The sequence below is a fragment of the Hoeflea ulvae genome (genome assembly GCF_026619435.1).
In the GTDB taxonomy this organism is placed as follows: Bacteria; Pseudomonadota; Alphaproteobacteria; order Rhizobiales; family Rhizobiaceae; genus Hoeflea; species Hoeflea ulvae.
Map to the genome: position 1 here is coordinate 3,396,489 of NZ_JAOVZQ010000001.1, position 12,307 is coordinate 3,408,795.

Here is a 12,307-nt window from a genome sequence, read left to right on the forward strand (position 1 = left end):
TGCTCCCTGATATCGTGACGGCACCCACTCTACAAAGATTATTTTACCTCAAATCCGCCTATCATGAGGATTGTGTTCCATTGGCCGATGGAATCAGCGTCGCCACCCGTTGTTTGAGTTCCGGCAGCAGCTCTGCTTCGAACCAGGGGTTCTTTCGGATCCAGCCGCTGTTGCGCCAGGACGGATGCGGCAGCGGCAGCACGGCGCAGTCCCGATCCCCGGCATCGATGATCTCGCGCCAGTTGCGCACCGTCTCGGTCAGGGTCTTTTGCCGCAGGGGTCCCAGATGCCAGGCTTGCGCATATTGGCCGATGAGCAGGATCAGTTTGAGCTGCGGCATCAGCCCCATCACCTTGCTGCGCCAGGCCGGTGCGCATTCGCGCCGCGGCGGCAGATCCCCGCCCTTGGCGTCATTGCCGGGAAAGCAGAACCCCATCGGCACGATGGCGAATTTCGCCGGATCGTAGAATGCTGCCGCATCAACGCCGAGCCAATCGCGCAGGCGGTCGCCCGAAGGATCGGTGAAGGGCTGGCCGCTGCGATGCACCCGCGCGCCGGGTGCCTGGCCGGCAATCAGGATCGGCGCGCTGGAGGATGCGACACAGACCGGGCGCGGCTCATGCGGCAGCGCCCTCTCCGGCCCGCCCAACGGATTGTCCCGGCAGATCCGGCAACCGGATATCTCGGACAGCAGTGCGGAAAGCGCGCGTTCCCGGGTTTCCATCAGCGCATTCGCTCCCTTATGCCTTTGCGCTCGGCCGCGACGACACCGCCTGATACCAGCGCATGACATGGCTGAGATGTTCGGGCCGCTCGATCCGCGCCGGCTTCATGAAATCGAATCCGATCATGCCGGTGATGTCGGCAATGGTGAAGCGGTCGCCGGCGATGAATTCACGGTTCGCCAGTTCCCGGTCCAGCAGTTCCAGAAAGGTCACTGCCCTGGGCCGGTTGATTTCGCCCCATTCGGCAAGCTGCGGCACCTCCCACTCCTTCATCGCCGGATGGGTGTGGCGGAAGGCATTGGCGACGGCGGCCAGAAAATTGAGCTCCATGCGCCGGTTCCACATCTCGACGATTGCCTTGTCGCGCGCATCCGTTCCCATCAATGCCGGTTCGGGATGCAGCTCCTCGAAATAGCGGCAGATCGCCACCGATTCCGCGATCGCCGTGCCGTCGTCAAGCACCAGCACCGGCAGCCGCTGCAACGGATTGAGCCCGGTGACTTCGGCGGATTTGTGGCCCAGCTGCCCCATATCCACCGGCACCCTTTCGACCTCGATCCCCTTCTCCGCCAAAAACACACTCACCCGCCGCGGATTTGGCGCGCGTCCACCATCATAAAGCTTCATGGGAATCCTCTCCGTTTTTCAATCGGCCGGATCAGACACCAAAGCGTTGCGGCAGGAAAGCCTGAAAAGCGTCCCGCATGGCCGACTTACCCCAGCGTCCGATTTTCGACTCGATCCCCTTGACCGGCAACCTGCAATGTCCGCATGTCTGGTCCGACCAAAAGGCTGAGCATTACACAGCCGCGTTCGGCAGAACCGAATCCGCGCGCACGGGCAATGCAAACAGAACCTGGGTAGGCGGCGCCAGATTTAAAAGGGGGAAGACACATGAGCGGCAAGAAAATCCTGATGCTGACCGGCGACTTTACCGAGGAATACGAGATCTTCGTCTTCGAACAGGCGCTGGAGGCCGTCGGCCATACCGTGCATGTGGTCTGTCCAGACAAGAAGGCCGGAGACATTCTCAGAACCTCGCTGCATGATTTTGAAGGCGACCAGACCTATACCGAAAAGCTCGGACACAATGTCACGCTGAACAAGACCTTCTCCGAGGCCGAGACCCAGCTCGACAGCTATCACGCGGTCTATTGCGCCGGTGGGCGCGGTCCGGAATATATCCGCACCGACAAGCGCGTCCAGGCCATCGTCCGCCACTTCCACGAGACCGGCAAACCGATCTTCACAATCTGCCACGGCGTGCAGATCCTGATCGCGGTCGATGGCGTGGTGCGCGGCAAGAAGGTCGCCGGACTGGGCGCCTGCGAACCTGAAGTCACGCTGGCGGGCGGCACATTCATCGACCTGTCACCGACCGACGCCTATGTCGACGGAACCATGGTCTCGGCCAAGGGCTGGACGGCGCTTGCCGCCTTCATCCGCGAATGCCTCAAGGTACTCGGCACAGAGATCATCCACAGATAGGCGCGGATTTGATCATTGCGGTACGGCGCTGGAGCCGGACGAAAGCGCGTGCAGCTCACCACCGGCTCATCAATTGCCGCAGCAGGGCCATCACCGTCGCAAAGCCCGCATGCAGCTCTTCGCTGAGGCCGCCATGGATCACCCGCCATTGCTTCGGCGTCTCGAATTCGCCGGCCCAGAGCCCGGCGGCCTCGTCTCTTGCGGCCGCTTCGGCGCCCTGATAGTCGCCAAAGGCAACAGCCTGGCCGGCGCGGACCATGGCCAGGTTGAGATCGACGCCGCCCGCCGCGCAGCGCACCAGGTCGCGGCCATAGCGGTCGAGGCCTTCGCCTTTGCATTCGACGCCCTGCCCGCCGATCAGGCCACGCAGATAGGAGGCCGACTCGATTCCGCATCCGTATTCGAACCCGTCGCGGCGGCAGCGCTGCCGGATTTCCGGCGCATCAATCCCCTTGAGGCGCAGCCGCCGGCTGCCGAGGGCCAGGCTGTCGCCGTCGACCACCCGCATCACTCCGCTGATGTCCTCGCCGGCAAGCTGCTCGATGCGCCCGACACCGAAGGCCACGCCGGCAATCGCCAGCACGGCCACGGCGAGATCAAGATATCTGCGCCAGCCAAAGCGTCGCTTCCGGGCGAATCGGGTTTGATATCTCATGAGAGAAAATGACCTGGTTTCAACTTTCGGCTCAAGCCCAATGATCTGTGGACTGGCAAAACTGCAAACAGCTTCTTAAACTTTGACTGTTAATTATTGCGTACAAACTGGAACTGGCGGAATTACCTGGTGGAACATTCGCAGACCATGACCGACAAGAACATTGTCGACCGATCGCGCACGCACAAGAACGCGGCGGTGGTCAAGGCTGTGCGCGCCCAGCGTGAACGGCTGCAGCATGGCCGTGAGATCACCCCCGCCTATGACAATGAGATGTTCCGACTGCACATCAACGCCGTTTTGCAGGGCGCCGCTGCCCCTCCGGTGCTGGTCATGCTGGCAGCCATCGGCGGCCTCTGGTTTGATGACGCCGTCTGGCTGATGGCCTGGGCACTGACCACGATGTTTGTCTATGCCGGACTGGTGCTGATGGCGCGGCGGGCCTCGCGCGATTCCGTCACCGACCAGACAGCCGAACACTGGCGCCGCCGCTTCCTCGGCATCTATGCCCTGATCGGGCTCTGCTGGGCATTCTTTGCCTATCAGGACTGCACCACCTGTCAGGGCGACATCTTCAATTTCTACAAATCCGCCGTGCTGCTGATCGCGCTCGCCGCCACCGCGATGGCGACATTCGCGCTGCGCTATGCGCTGTATTTCGCCACCGTCCCCATGGTCGCGACCCTGGGGCTGCGGGCAACCATGACCCGCGACGTCTCGGATTTTTCCGTCCTCGCCATGATTTCGGCCGCCACGCTGTTCTTCATCTTCATGTCGCGGCGGCTCTACACGACCAATCTGAAGATGCTCGGCTACCAGACCGAGAAAGACGACCTCATTGCCGAACTGGAAGTGGCAAAGTCTGTCTCTGACGAAGCCCGGCGCCGCGCCGAGGAATCCAACCTCGCAAAATCGCGCTTCCTCGCCTCGATGAGTCACGAGCTCAGAACGCCGCTCAACGCCATTCTCGGCTTCTCCGAGGTAATGTCCGGCGAGGTGCTGGGGCCGATGGAGAACGAAAGCTACAAGGAATATTCGGGAGACATTCACCGGTCCGGCCAGCACCTGCTCAACCTGATCAACGAGATCCTCGACCTCTCGCGCATCGAGGCCGGCCGCTATGATCTCAACGAGAATGCGCTGGCGTTGTCCGACATTGCCGAGGATTGCATCGGCCTGGTCCAGCTCAAGGCCCGCAGCAAGAACATCCGGATCACCGAATCCTTCGAGGAAAAAATGCCGATGGTCTGGGCCGACGAGAAATCGATGCGCCAGGTCATCCTCAACCTGTTGTCGAACGCGGTGAAATTCACTCCGTCCGGCGGCGAGATCAAGGTCAAACTCGGCTGGACCGCAGGCGGCGGCCAGTATCTGGCCATCAAGGACAATGGCCCCGGCATCGCCGAGGAGGAAATCCCGGTGGTGCTCTCGGCCTTTGGCCAGGGCTCGGTCGCCATCAAGAGCGCCGAACAGGGCACGGGGCTGGGCCTTCCGATCGTCCAGGCCATCCTGGCAAAACATGGCGGCGAGTTCGTGCTCAAGTCCAAACTGCGCGAAGGCACCGAGGGCATCGCCATCCTGCCGCGCGAACGGGTGCTTGAAAGCATGGCCCCGGTCGAAGGCCTGACCGGCGCCGGCCAGAAGAAAAAGCGGGCCTTCCGCTAGGCCCGCTCCTAATTCATGCGGCCGCTTCAGTCCTTGCCGGCAACGCCGGCCTGGGCAAAGGTTGCCATTCCGGAATGACACAGCGCCGCTGACTTGACGATGCCGGCGGCAAGTGCTGCGCCGGTGCCCTCGCCCAGCCGCATCCCCAGCGCCAGCAACGGCGTCTTGCCCAGTCTCTCGATGGCCGCCATGTGCCCCGGCTCGGCGGATACGTGGCCGATCAGGCAATGATCGAGCGCATGCGGATCGGCGGCATGCAGCACCGCAGCCGCGGCCGTGGCCACATAGCCGTCGATCAGCACCGGGATGCGCTCCATCCGCGCCGCCAGAATGGCGCCGGCCATCGCGGCAATCTCGCGCCCGCCAAGACGCCGAAGCACTTCGAAGGGATCGCCCAGATGCGCCTTGTGCAGGGCGACGGCTGTTTCCACCACGGCGATCTTGCGCGCCAGCACGTCGCCTTCCGATCCGGTTCCGGGACCGACCCAGTCCACTGCCGATCCGCCGTAAAGGCCGTAAAAGATCGCCGCTGCGATGGTGGTGTTGCCGATGCCCATCTCACCGATGCACAACAGATCCGTGCCGCCGGCGATCGATTCCATGCCGAACGCCATGGTCGCGGCGCAGGTGCGCTCATCCATCGCCGGCTCCACCGAGATGTCAGCGGTCGGCACTTCCAGCGCCAGATCGAAGATCTTCAGGCCCAGATCATTGGCGACGCAGATCTGGTTGATGGCAGCCCCGCCTGCGGCGAAATTCTCAACCATCTGCGCCGTCACCGATGAGGGAAACGGCGACACGCCCTGCGCCGTGACACCGTGATTGCCGGCGAATATCGCCACCAGCGGCCGGGTCACCTGCGGCGCGCGGCCGGTCCAGGCAGCCAGCCAGAAGGCGATCTCCTCAAGCCGTCCGAGCGCCCCTGCCGGCTTGGTCAGTTGCGCATCGCGCTCCCGTGCGGCAGCCAGCGCTGCGGTGTCGGGCCCGGGCAAATTGCGCAGGAGCTCACGAAAATCATCGAAAGGCAGACCGCTGGCACTCATTTTTCTCTCCTCGGGCTGTTGTCGCGCATGACGCGCGTCCTGCCCCCGTGTAATTGTCGAATCGCTTGGGGACAATATCGTTCACGCCCCCGGATGTCGCAGCCGGCAGGAGACTAAAATGCAGATCCGCGATTATATCGACGACATCGCCCGCTCCACCGGCTTTTTGAGCCGCCTGCCGGTGCCTGCGCGGTTCTTCACGGATCATGACGGTGCATTGTCGCGCGCGTCAGGCATGTTTCCGGCTGCCGGCGTCATCATCGCGCTTCTGCCGGCGCTCATCATGCTCGGCCTGTCCGCGGCCAATGCCAATGCCGCCCTGACCGCGCTGCTGGTGCTGATGGTTCTCACCGGCGTCACCGGCGCCTTGCACGAGGACGGGCTCGCCGATTCCGCCGATGCCTTCGGCGCTCGCGGCGGCCGCGCCCACATGCTCGAAATCATGAAGGACAGCCGCATCGGAGCCTATGGCGTGCTGGCGCTGATGACCGGTTTTGCGCTTCGCGCCACGGCATTGACCATCATCCTGTCCGTGACCGGCGGCTGGTATGCCTGCCTGCTGCTGCTTGCCGCCGCAGCGATCTCCCGCGCCTGCATGGTCTGGCACTGGAATGAGCTGCCGCCGGCCCGGCTCGACGGCGTCGCAGCCTCGGTGGGCGCGCCCTATGACAGCGCCAGGACCACCGCGCTGGTGTCCGGCGTAATCCTCTTCGGCGTCCTTGCCGCATTCTGCATCGGCCTGATACCAGCCGTGATCGCGCTGGCGATCACGGCGCTTGCCGCCCATCAATGGACAGCACTGGTGCGCAAGCGGCTTGGCGGCCACACCGGCGACACCATCGGCGCCACCCAGCAGATCACCGAGACCGCCTGCCTGGTCACCCTTGCCCTTTTGCTCTGAAGACCCGATATAGTTTCCTGCATGCCGCATCATGATTGAAGGACCCGATGAGCATAAAATCCCCCTGCATCCTTGTCTGCTCGATGGACCTTGCTTCCGGCTATTGTTTCGGATGCGGGCGCACGCGCGATGAAATAGCAGGCTGGATCGATTTCACGCCGGAAGCCCGGCGCCAGGTCATGGCCGAACTGCCGGCGCGGATGGACACCATCGAGCGCAAGCCGCGGCGGGAAACCCGGCGTCAGCGCATGGCGCGCGAACGTCAGGATGTCACCCAGGAATGATCTTCCTTCTCACCATCATCGGCGCAGCCCTTGCCGTACTCATCTACAATCATGATTCCGGCATGAGCTTCGGACTGCAGAATGCCGACCTCGCCTTCCTGGTCAAATACGGCCTGCTCGCAGCCGTCATCGGCGCCGGCGTCGTCGGGCTGCATCGCAACATGGGCGAAATGATCAAGAACCTGCTGATCTGGGCCATCATCATTCTGGGCCTGTCCACCGGCTGGCTCTATCAGGATCAGGCCAAGGAGACGGTGGCGCGCATTGCCGGCGGCCTGTCCCCCGGCCGCCCGGTGAGCATCACCGATGAAAACGGCATTGCCGTCTCGATCCGCAAGTCGATGAACGGCCATTTCGAGGCCGCGGGCGCGGTCAACGGCAAGGCAGTGAACTTTCTCATCGACACCGGCGCCACCTCAATCGCGCTGTCGCACGCCGACGCCATCGAGATCGGGTTTTCAGACGCTGACCTGAACTACTCTCTCATTATCAACACCGCCAACGGCAAGGCCAAGGCAGCCCCCGTTCGGCTTGACAGCGTCGAGGTGGGATCGATTGTCCGCACCGGCGTGCAGGCCATGGTGTCGGAACCCGGACGGCTCGACCAGAGCCTGCTCGGCATGAACTTCATCTCGTCGCTGACCGCTTTCGAGATGCGCCGCGACGAGGTCATTCTGCGCGACTGATGCCAAGGCCGCCGGGCCCGGCGCGAGGACAGTTTCAGGCAAGCAGCCAGCGGCACTATCGGCGGTAGAATCGCCTGTATTTCCGCCAGATCCGAATTGCCCCAATGGAACCGCGACCTCCGGCAGCACCATGATAACCAGTTATCAAAGCTACACCTTCTACACCCGGGACATGAACGAGACGCTGCGCCGCGCCGCCGCCGATCCGATCGTGACCAGGGAGGCGCAGTATTACCGCGACACCATCGGTTCGATCACCAGCGTCGACGAGTTCCTGGCGGATGATCGCGTCTATGCCTATGCCATGAAGGCCTATGGCCTGGAGGAAATGGCCTATGCCAAGGCCTTCATCCGCAAGGTTCTGGAAAGTGACCTGACCGATACCGGCAGCTTTGCCAACCTGCTCACCGACGTCAAATACAAGAACCTGGCGGCCGCCTATGACTTCGGCAGCACGGTGACCAGCGAGATTGTCCAGACCACCAGCCAGATTGACGACCTGGTCGACACCTATGAGCGGTCGATCCAGAACAATGATGCCATCCTGCGCCAGGAAACCGCGTATTTCACTGCCGTGTCGAAGACCTTCACCGAGGTTGACGACCTGTTCCGCAACACCGCCGCGCGCGATTTCGTGTTCGGCACATTCAACATAGATCCCAAGACCTTCGACTATGAAACCATCCGCAATGTCATCACCAGCGACATTGCCGATCCGGACAGCTATGTGAATGCGGTGCTGGCGCCCAAGGTCGCCGAGTGGAATGGCCTGATCGCCGATCTCACGGCGGACCTAGCGGACCCCACCAAGACACCCGCCCAGATCGAAAAGATCGACTACCTGATCACCCAGTACAACAAGTCGATCGACACGATCGCCAATTATTACGAACTGGCGGCGTCGTTCAACTTCAATGCCGACGGCAGTCTCGATGCAGGTGTCGAGGCAATGAATGATGCCCAGCGCAAGCTGGTGACCGACCGCTATGTCTTTTCGCAACCGCGGCTGACCACCACCGGCGCCCTGCTCAACAAGCAATATTACGAAGAGACCATTTCCGGGATCACCAGCCTGGACGAGCTCCTCAATGACGGACGCCTCAGCCAGTTCATGATGACGGCCTATGGGGTTCCCCTGACCACGAGCCGGGCCGACGTCAAATGGGCGCTGCAGCAGGACACCTCCGATCCCAACAGCGAGATCTACACCAAGAGCAATGCCATCGTCGCGATGGCAAAAGCCTTCAATTTCGAGAGTGACGGCAGCATCACCCCCGGAAAGGACATCCAGGATGCGACCCAGCTCTACACCACGACAGCCAATTACATTTCCACCTATGACGATGCCGACGAGGAAAAGGATGCGGCGGCCATTGCCAAATACAAGCTCTATGTCGGGCTTACGTCCGACCTGAACGACTTCCTGTCGCTGCAGCCGGCCGCCGTGACCATTCGCGAATTTGCGCTCAAAGCCTTCAACATATCGCCCGACGAGGTCTCGACCTTCAAGCTGAAGCAGATCTTCACCAGCGATCCCTATGACCCCAACAGCTATGTCGGCAAATTGAAGGACGAGCGGTTCGTCGAACTGGCCAAGTCATTCAACTTCACTGCAGATGGCAGCATTGGCGCGCCGCGCTACGCCCAGTCCGAAAACGAGATCACCCGGATCACCAAGGCCTATTACACCGCCTATACCAGGCTCGACCCCAGCGATTCCGGCAAGGCTGCCGCCGAGACCGAGGCCTCCTATTACCGCACGCAGCTGCAGAGCCTGGAAACCGTCGACCAGCTCCTGGCCGATCCGCGCCTGACCAATGTGCTGCTGGTCGCCGAGGGCCTGAAGCCCAAGGACGTCAGTTCCGAAACCCTGAGGGCCGTGTTGATCTCGGATCTCGATGATCCGGAGAGCTTTGCCAATCAGCAGCCTGACATCAGCTACCAGAAGCTGGCCGGCTCGTTCAATTTCGATGCCGATGGCGTCATCCAGAGCAACGCCACCAACAGCATCCAGAATGATCGTGGACTGGTCGAGACCCAGCGGCTGTACCTGACCCAGGAAGTCGAGGTCCAGGCCGGCGAAGACAGTCTGGGCGCGCGTCTGGCGCTCTATTTCGAACGCATGGCTCCGACCATCACCAGCACCTACGAAATCCTCGCCGACGAGGCGCTGGCACAGTTTTTCCGCACCACCTTCTCGATTTCCGATGAAACCGCAGCCAGTGACATCGATGTGCAGAAGGAGATGTTCGAGCGCTATTTCGAGATCGACGATCTTCTTGATCCCGAAAAGATCGAATCGATGGTCCAGCGGTTCCTGGCGCTGCATGATGTCGAAAGCGGCGTCCAGGATCCGGTGCTGTCAATCTTCAACAACAGCACCTCCATCAGCTTTGAAACCGTGGCGACACTGACACAGCTGCGCAGTGCCCGCTGATCGGCCATCAAGTACGCCCTGAAGGGGGAACGTCAGGTCAGGCTGTAGAAAAACCGCGCTGCGACGACCATCATGAACAGGCCGAACCAGATTTCCAACTGCCGCTTCTCCAGCGCATGCGCCAGCCGCACGCCGATCGGCGCCACCAGGAGAGTGACCGGGATGATCAGCGCGGCGGCAACCCAGTTGACATAGCCGGTGGAAAACGGCGGCAGGCCCGCAGCCCCCCAGCCGGCCCAGACATAGCCGAAAAGCCCCGGAACCGAGATCAGCACGCCCACGCCTGACGAAGTCGCCACCGCCTGGTGCACCGGTCGGCCGAACAGCGTCATGAAGGTGTTGTTGAGAACACCGCCGCCAATGCCCATCAGCGCCGAGAGCAGTCCGATCAGCGCGCCGACCCCGGCACGGGCCGGGTTTGGCGGCAGGTCCGATCCAAGCCGCCAGCTCTGCCGGTTGAACAGCATTCGCAAGCCGACAATGATGGCGATGCCGGCAAAGATCGCCCGCAATCCGGCGCTCGACACCGAGGCCACGATCAGCGACGCGGCCACCACGCCGAACGGGATCGGCAGGATCCAGCTTTTCAGCAGCTCAACGTCGATGGCGCCGCGGGCCTTGTGCGCCAGGAAGGAACGGATCGAGGTCGGCACGATGATCGCCAGCGAGGTGCCCACGGCAAGGTGCATGCGCACCGCCTCGTCAATGTGGATAAGACCGAAGATCTGATAGAAGACCGGAACCAGAATGGCGCCGCCGCCAATGCCGAACAGTCCGGCGAGCAGACCTGCGACGACACCTGCCCCCGCCAGCGCCGCGGCAAACCAGATCAACTCCCCCACAGGTGGCATGCGGCACGGTTCCCTGTCCGGATTTTGAGCCGCTGGCAGGCGGGAGGACGCAATCAGGATGATCACGCGCCAGGCGTCATCACAACGAGACGTTTTCATGCATTGTTTCAGCGGGCCGGGCAATCGGATTTGCCGGAAATCGGGTCGCGCTGATGCTTAGCGCCAGGGTGAACCTCAGCCCCGCCGGCGCCCCCATCATTTCAAGGACATCTCGAGGCCGGTGCTTCCGGCCTCAGTCACAATGCCGGTAGGACGTCTTGCGCTGCCTCAGGTCGAAATGGAAATGGTCCTTGTGGTGGACATCGCTGCCCGGCCCCAGAACCGTGGTAAAATACTTGCAGCTGTCGGCGCGGATATTGTTGAGCAGGCTCTTTTCGCGAAAGGCGAAAAAGCCGGGTTGCCTGACGAGGATTCCGCGGCCGTTGTCCAGCGTGATCTTGCCCACATCGATCGCATTGCCCTTGGCGTGTTCCGACATCGGCGCACCGCGCTTGGAGTTCATGGTGCGGCAGGAATAGGACGAGAGCTGCCGGATCGACTTGACCCCGGAGAGATACCGGACCCGGGCGGCCGGTGCGAGTTCATTCTTGACCCATTGCGCAAAAGCGTCGGTGATCTGGCAATTGAGCTTTGCAGCCGGCTTGATTTCGATCCCGCCGGAAAGCTCGGTGACCTCCACCGGATAGGGAATCGAGCATCCCTTGCCGCTGTTGATTGCCGGCACGTCGCGGAATGTCACGCCCAGTCGTTTGAGCCGCTGGCGGCAGGCTTTCTCGGCCGCCGGCATGCCGCCCGCCCATTGCGGCTTGGCAAGCGGATTGCTGAACCGTGGCAACAACCCGGCCAGCAGTCTCGGCTTCTCTTCCACCCTGGACATCTCGGGCTGCGGGGCTTGGATCTGCGGCTGGGCTGCCGGTTCCATACGCGGCGCCGTGGCCAGCCGTGGCTGGTCCGTGCCGATTCCCATCACGACCGGCTGATCGACACGGCCTTCGGGCAGTGCCGAAGTCATTTGCTGCATATCGACGCCACTCGACACCGGATAGGCCAGCACATTTTGCATGGGCGCATCGGGGCCATTGGGCAGAAGCGCCAGATCCGGATCGTTGAACATCGCCTGGCCCACGGGCGCGGCGGACACCACCGGCGCGGCAGATGGGGCGAACATTGCCGGGGCTGCCGACTCGGCGCGGATCATCGGAGAGGCCTGCTCCATGCCCAGCAAATCTCCAGGCGGCGCCAGGCCGGACTCGCCTGAACATCCGGCAGCGACAAGCGCCACCATCAGCGCCAGGCCCGCAAGGGGCGGTCTGGAACGCAGCGACTCTGGGGAAGAAAACGACATGGGGAGGTCCGATACAACGCAAAACTGATGCTGAATTTCCCACAGAAGGGTAAAGGAAGGCTGATGACCGGCCTTAACCTCTGGGGCAATATTGTGGCACAACGGGCTGCATCGCCGTCGGGTGCTGCACGCGCAACCGGCACAGTTTCCAGATCGTCCCCAGCTTCCGGCGCGGCAAGGCTTCAAATGGCGCGCCCGCCCCGGTACAGATATGGACCAACAAGGGA

At 62.3% G+C, this 12,307-nt stretch carries 12 protein-coding genes; 6 read left to right on the plus strand and 6 right to left on the minus strand.

Annotated elements, in window-relative coordinates:
• Positions 1-61 precede the first annotated feature (61 nt).
• The gene (locus OEG82_RS16125) at positions 62-724 is read right to left on the minus strand and encodes a uracil-DNA glycosylase family protein (RefSeq protein WP_267613410.1); all 663 of its coding nucleotides are present in this window, start codon (positions 722-724) and stop codon (positions 62-64) included.
• 16 nt (positions 725-740) lie between these two features.
• Positions 741-1,352: a glutathione S-transferase gene (locus OEG82_RS16130; protein ID WP_267613411.1), complete on the minus strand. Its 612-nt coding sequence runs from the start codon at positions 1,350-1,352 to the stop codon at positions 741-743.
• A 267-nt stretch (positions 1,353-1,619) separates the two neighbouring features.
• On the opposite strand from OEG82_RS16130, the gene OEG82_RS16135 reads away from it, so the two are divergent.
• Positions 1,620-2,213, plus strand: coding sequence for a DJ-1/PfpI family protein (locus OEG82_RS16135; RefSeq protein WP_267613413.1), 594 nt, complete (start codon positions 1,620-1,622; stop codon positions 2,211-2,213).
• A 55-nt stretch (positions 2,214-2,268) separates the two neighbouring features.
• On the opposite strand, the gene OEG82_RS16140 is transcribed toward OEG82_RS16135, so the two are convergent.
• Positions 2,269-2,868 (minus strand): thermonuclease family protein, encoded by a 600-nt coding sequence (locus OEG82_RS16140; RefSeq protein WP_267613414.1) that lies wholly within the window; start codon positions 2,866-2,868, stop codon positions 2,269-2,271.
• A gap of 147 nt (positions 2,869-3,015) precedes the next feature.
• On the opposite strand from OEG82_RS16140, the gene OEG82_RS16145 reads away from it, so the two are divergent.
• On the plus strand, positions 3,016-4,533 hold the full coding sequence (locus tag OEG82_RS16145) for a sensor histidine kinase (protein ID WP_267614977.1): 1,518 nt from the start codon (positions 3,016-3,018) through the stop codon (positions 4,531-4,533).
• Positions 4,534-4,559: 26 nt separating this feature from the next.
• On the opposite strand, the gene cobT is transcribed toward OEG82_RS16145, so the two are convergent.
• On the minus strand, positions 4,560-5,576 hold the full coding sequence (gene cobT / locus OEG82_RS16150; protein WP_267613415.1) for a nicotinate-nucleotide--dimethylbenzimidazole phosphoribosyltransferase: 1,017 nt from the start codon (positions 5,574-5,576) through the stop codon (positions 4,560-4,562).
• 118 nt (positions 5,577-5,694) lie between these two features.
• Between cobT and cobS the strand changes: the two genes are divergently transcribed.
• From cobS to OEG82_RS16170, 4 genes are all read left to right on the plus strand, one after another.
• Positions 5,695-6,477: an adenosylcobinamide-GDP ribazoletransferase gene (gene cobS / locus OEG82_RS16155; RefSeq protein WP_267613416.1), complete on the plus strand. Its 783-nt coding sequence runs from the start codon at positions 5,695-5,697 to the stop codon at positions 6,475-6,477.
• A gap of 47 nt (positions 6,478-6,524) precedes the next feature.
• Positions 6,525-6,761 carry a DUF1289 domain-containing protein gene (locus OEG82_RS16160; protein WP_267613417.1) on the plus strand — a complete coding sequence of 79 codons (237 nt, stop codon included), beginning with the start codon at positions 6,525-6,527 and terminating at the stop codon, positions 6,759-6,761.
• Entirely contained in the window at positions 6,758-7,447 is a 690-nt protein-coding gene (locus tag OEG82_RS16165; protein ID WP_267613418.1) for a TIGR02281 family clan AA aspartic protease, read from the plus strand. The genes OEG82_RS16160 and OEG82_RS16165 overlap by 4 nt, the downstream gene beginning before the upstream one ends.
• A gap of 130 nt (positions 7,448-7,577) precedes the next feature.
• A complete protein-coding gene (locus tag OEG82_RS16170; RefSeq protein ID WP_267613419.1) occupies positions 7,578-9,884 on the plus strand; it encodes a DUF1217 domain-containing protein in 2,307 nt (768 codons plus the stop codon).
• A 32-nt stretch (positions 9,885-9,916) separates the two neighbouring features.
• Here the strand turns inward: OEG82_RS16170 and OEG82_RS16175 are convergent, their stop codons facing one another.
• Complete coding sequence (locus OEG82_RS16175; RefSeq protein WP_267613420.1) at positions 9,917-10,735, minus strand: sulfite exporter TauE/SafE family protein; 819 nt, start codon at positions 10,733-10,735, stop codon at positions 9,917-9,919.
• A gap of 232 nt (positions 10,736-10,967) precedes the next feature.
• A complete protein-coding gene (locus OEG82_RS16180) occupies positions 10,968-12,080 on the minus strand; it encodes an extensin family protein (protein ID WP_267613422.1) in 1,113 nt (370 codons plus the stop codon).
• Positions 12,081-12,307 lie beyond the last annotated feature (227 nt).

What these genes read in the sequence shown, in the direction of transcription:
- OEG82_RS16125 (WP_267613410.1), bottom strand. Translation starts at nt 724, where the DNA reads ATGGAAACCCGGGAACGCGCGCTTTCCGCACTGCTGTCCGAGATATCC.
- OEG82_RS16130 (WP_267613411.1), bottom strand. Translation starts at nt 1,352, where the DNA reads ATGAAGCTTTATGATGGTGGACGCGCGCCAAATCCGCGGCGGGTGAGT.
- OEG82_RS16135 (WP_267613413.1), top strand. Translation starts at nt 1,620, where the DNA reads ATGAGCGGCAAGAAAATCCTGATGCTGACCGGCGACTTTACCGAGGAA.
- OEG82_RS16140 (WP_267613414.1), bottom strand. Translation starts at nt 2,868, where the DNA reads ATGAGATATCAAACCCGATTCGCCCGGAAGCGACGCTTTGGCTGGCGC.
- OEG82_RS16145 (WP_267614977.1), top strand. Translation starts at nt 3,016, where the DNA reads ATGACCGACAAGAACATTGTCGACCGATCGCGCACGCACAAGAACGCG.
- cobT (WP_267613415.1), bottom strand. Translation starts at nt 5,576, where the DNA reads ATGAGTGCCAGCGGTCTGCCTTTCGATGATTTTCGTGAGCTCCTGCGC.
- cobS (WP_267613416.1), top strand. Translation starts at nt 5,695, where the DNA reads ATGCAGATCCGCGATTATATCGACGACATCGCCCGCTCCACCGGCTTT.
- OEG82_RS16160 (WP_267613417.1), top strand. Translation starts at nt 6,525, where the DNA reads ATGAGCATAAAATCCCCCTGCATCCTTGTCTGCTCGATGGACCTTGCT.
- OEG82_RS16165 (WP_267613418.1), top strand. Translation starts at nt 6,758, where the DNA reads ATGATCTTCCTTCTCACCATCATCGGCGCAGCCCTTGCCGTACTCATC.
- OEG82_RS16170 (WP_267613419.1), top strand. Translation starts at nt 7,578, where the DNA reads ATGATAACCAGTTATCAAAGCTACACCTTCTACACCCGGGACATGAAC.
- OEG82_RS16175 (WP_267613420.1), bottom strand. Translation starts at nt 10,735, where the DNA reads ATGCCACCTGTGGGGGAGTTGATCTGGTTTGCCGCGGCGCTGGCGGGG.
- OEG82_RS16180 (WP_267613422.1), bottom strand. Translation starts at nt 12,080, where the DNA reads ATGTCGTTTTCTTCCCCAGAGTCGCTGCGTTCCAGACCGCCCCTTGCG.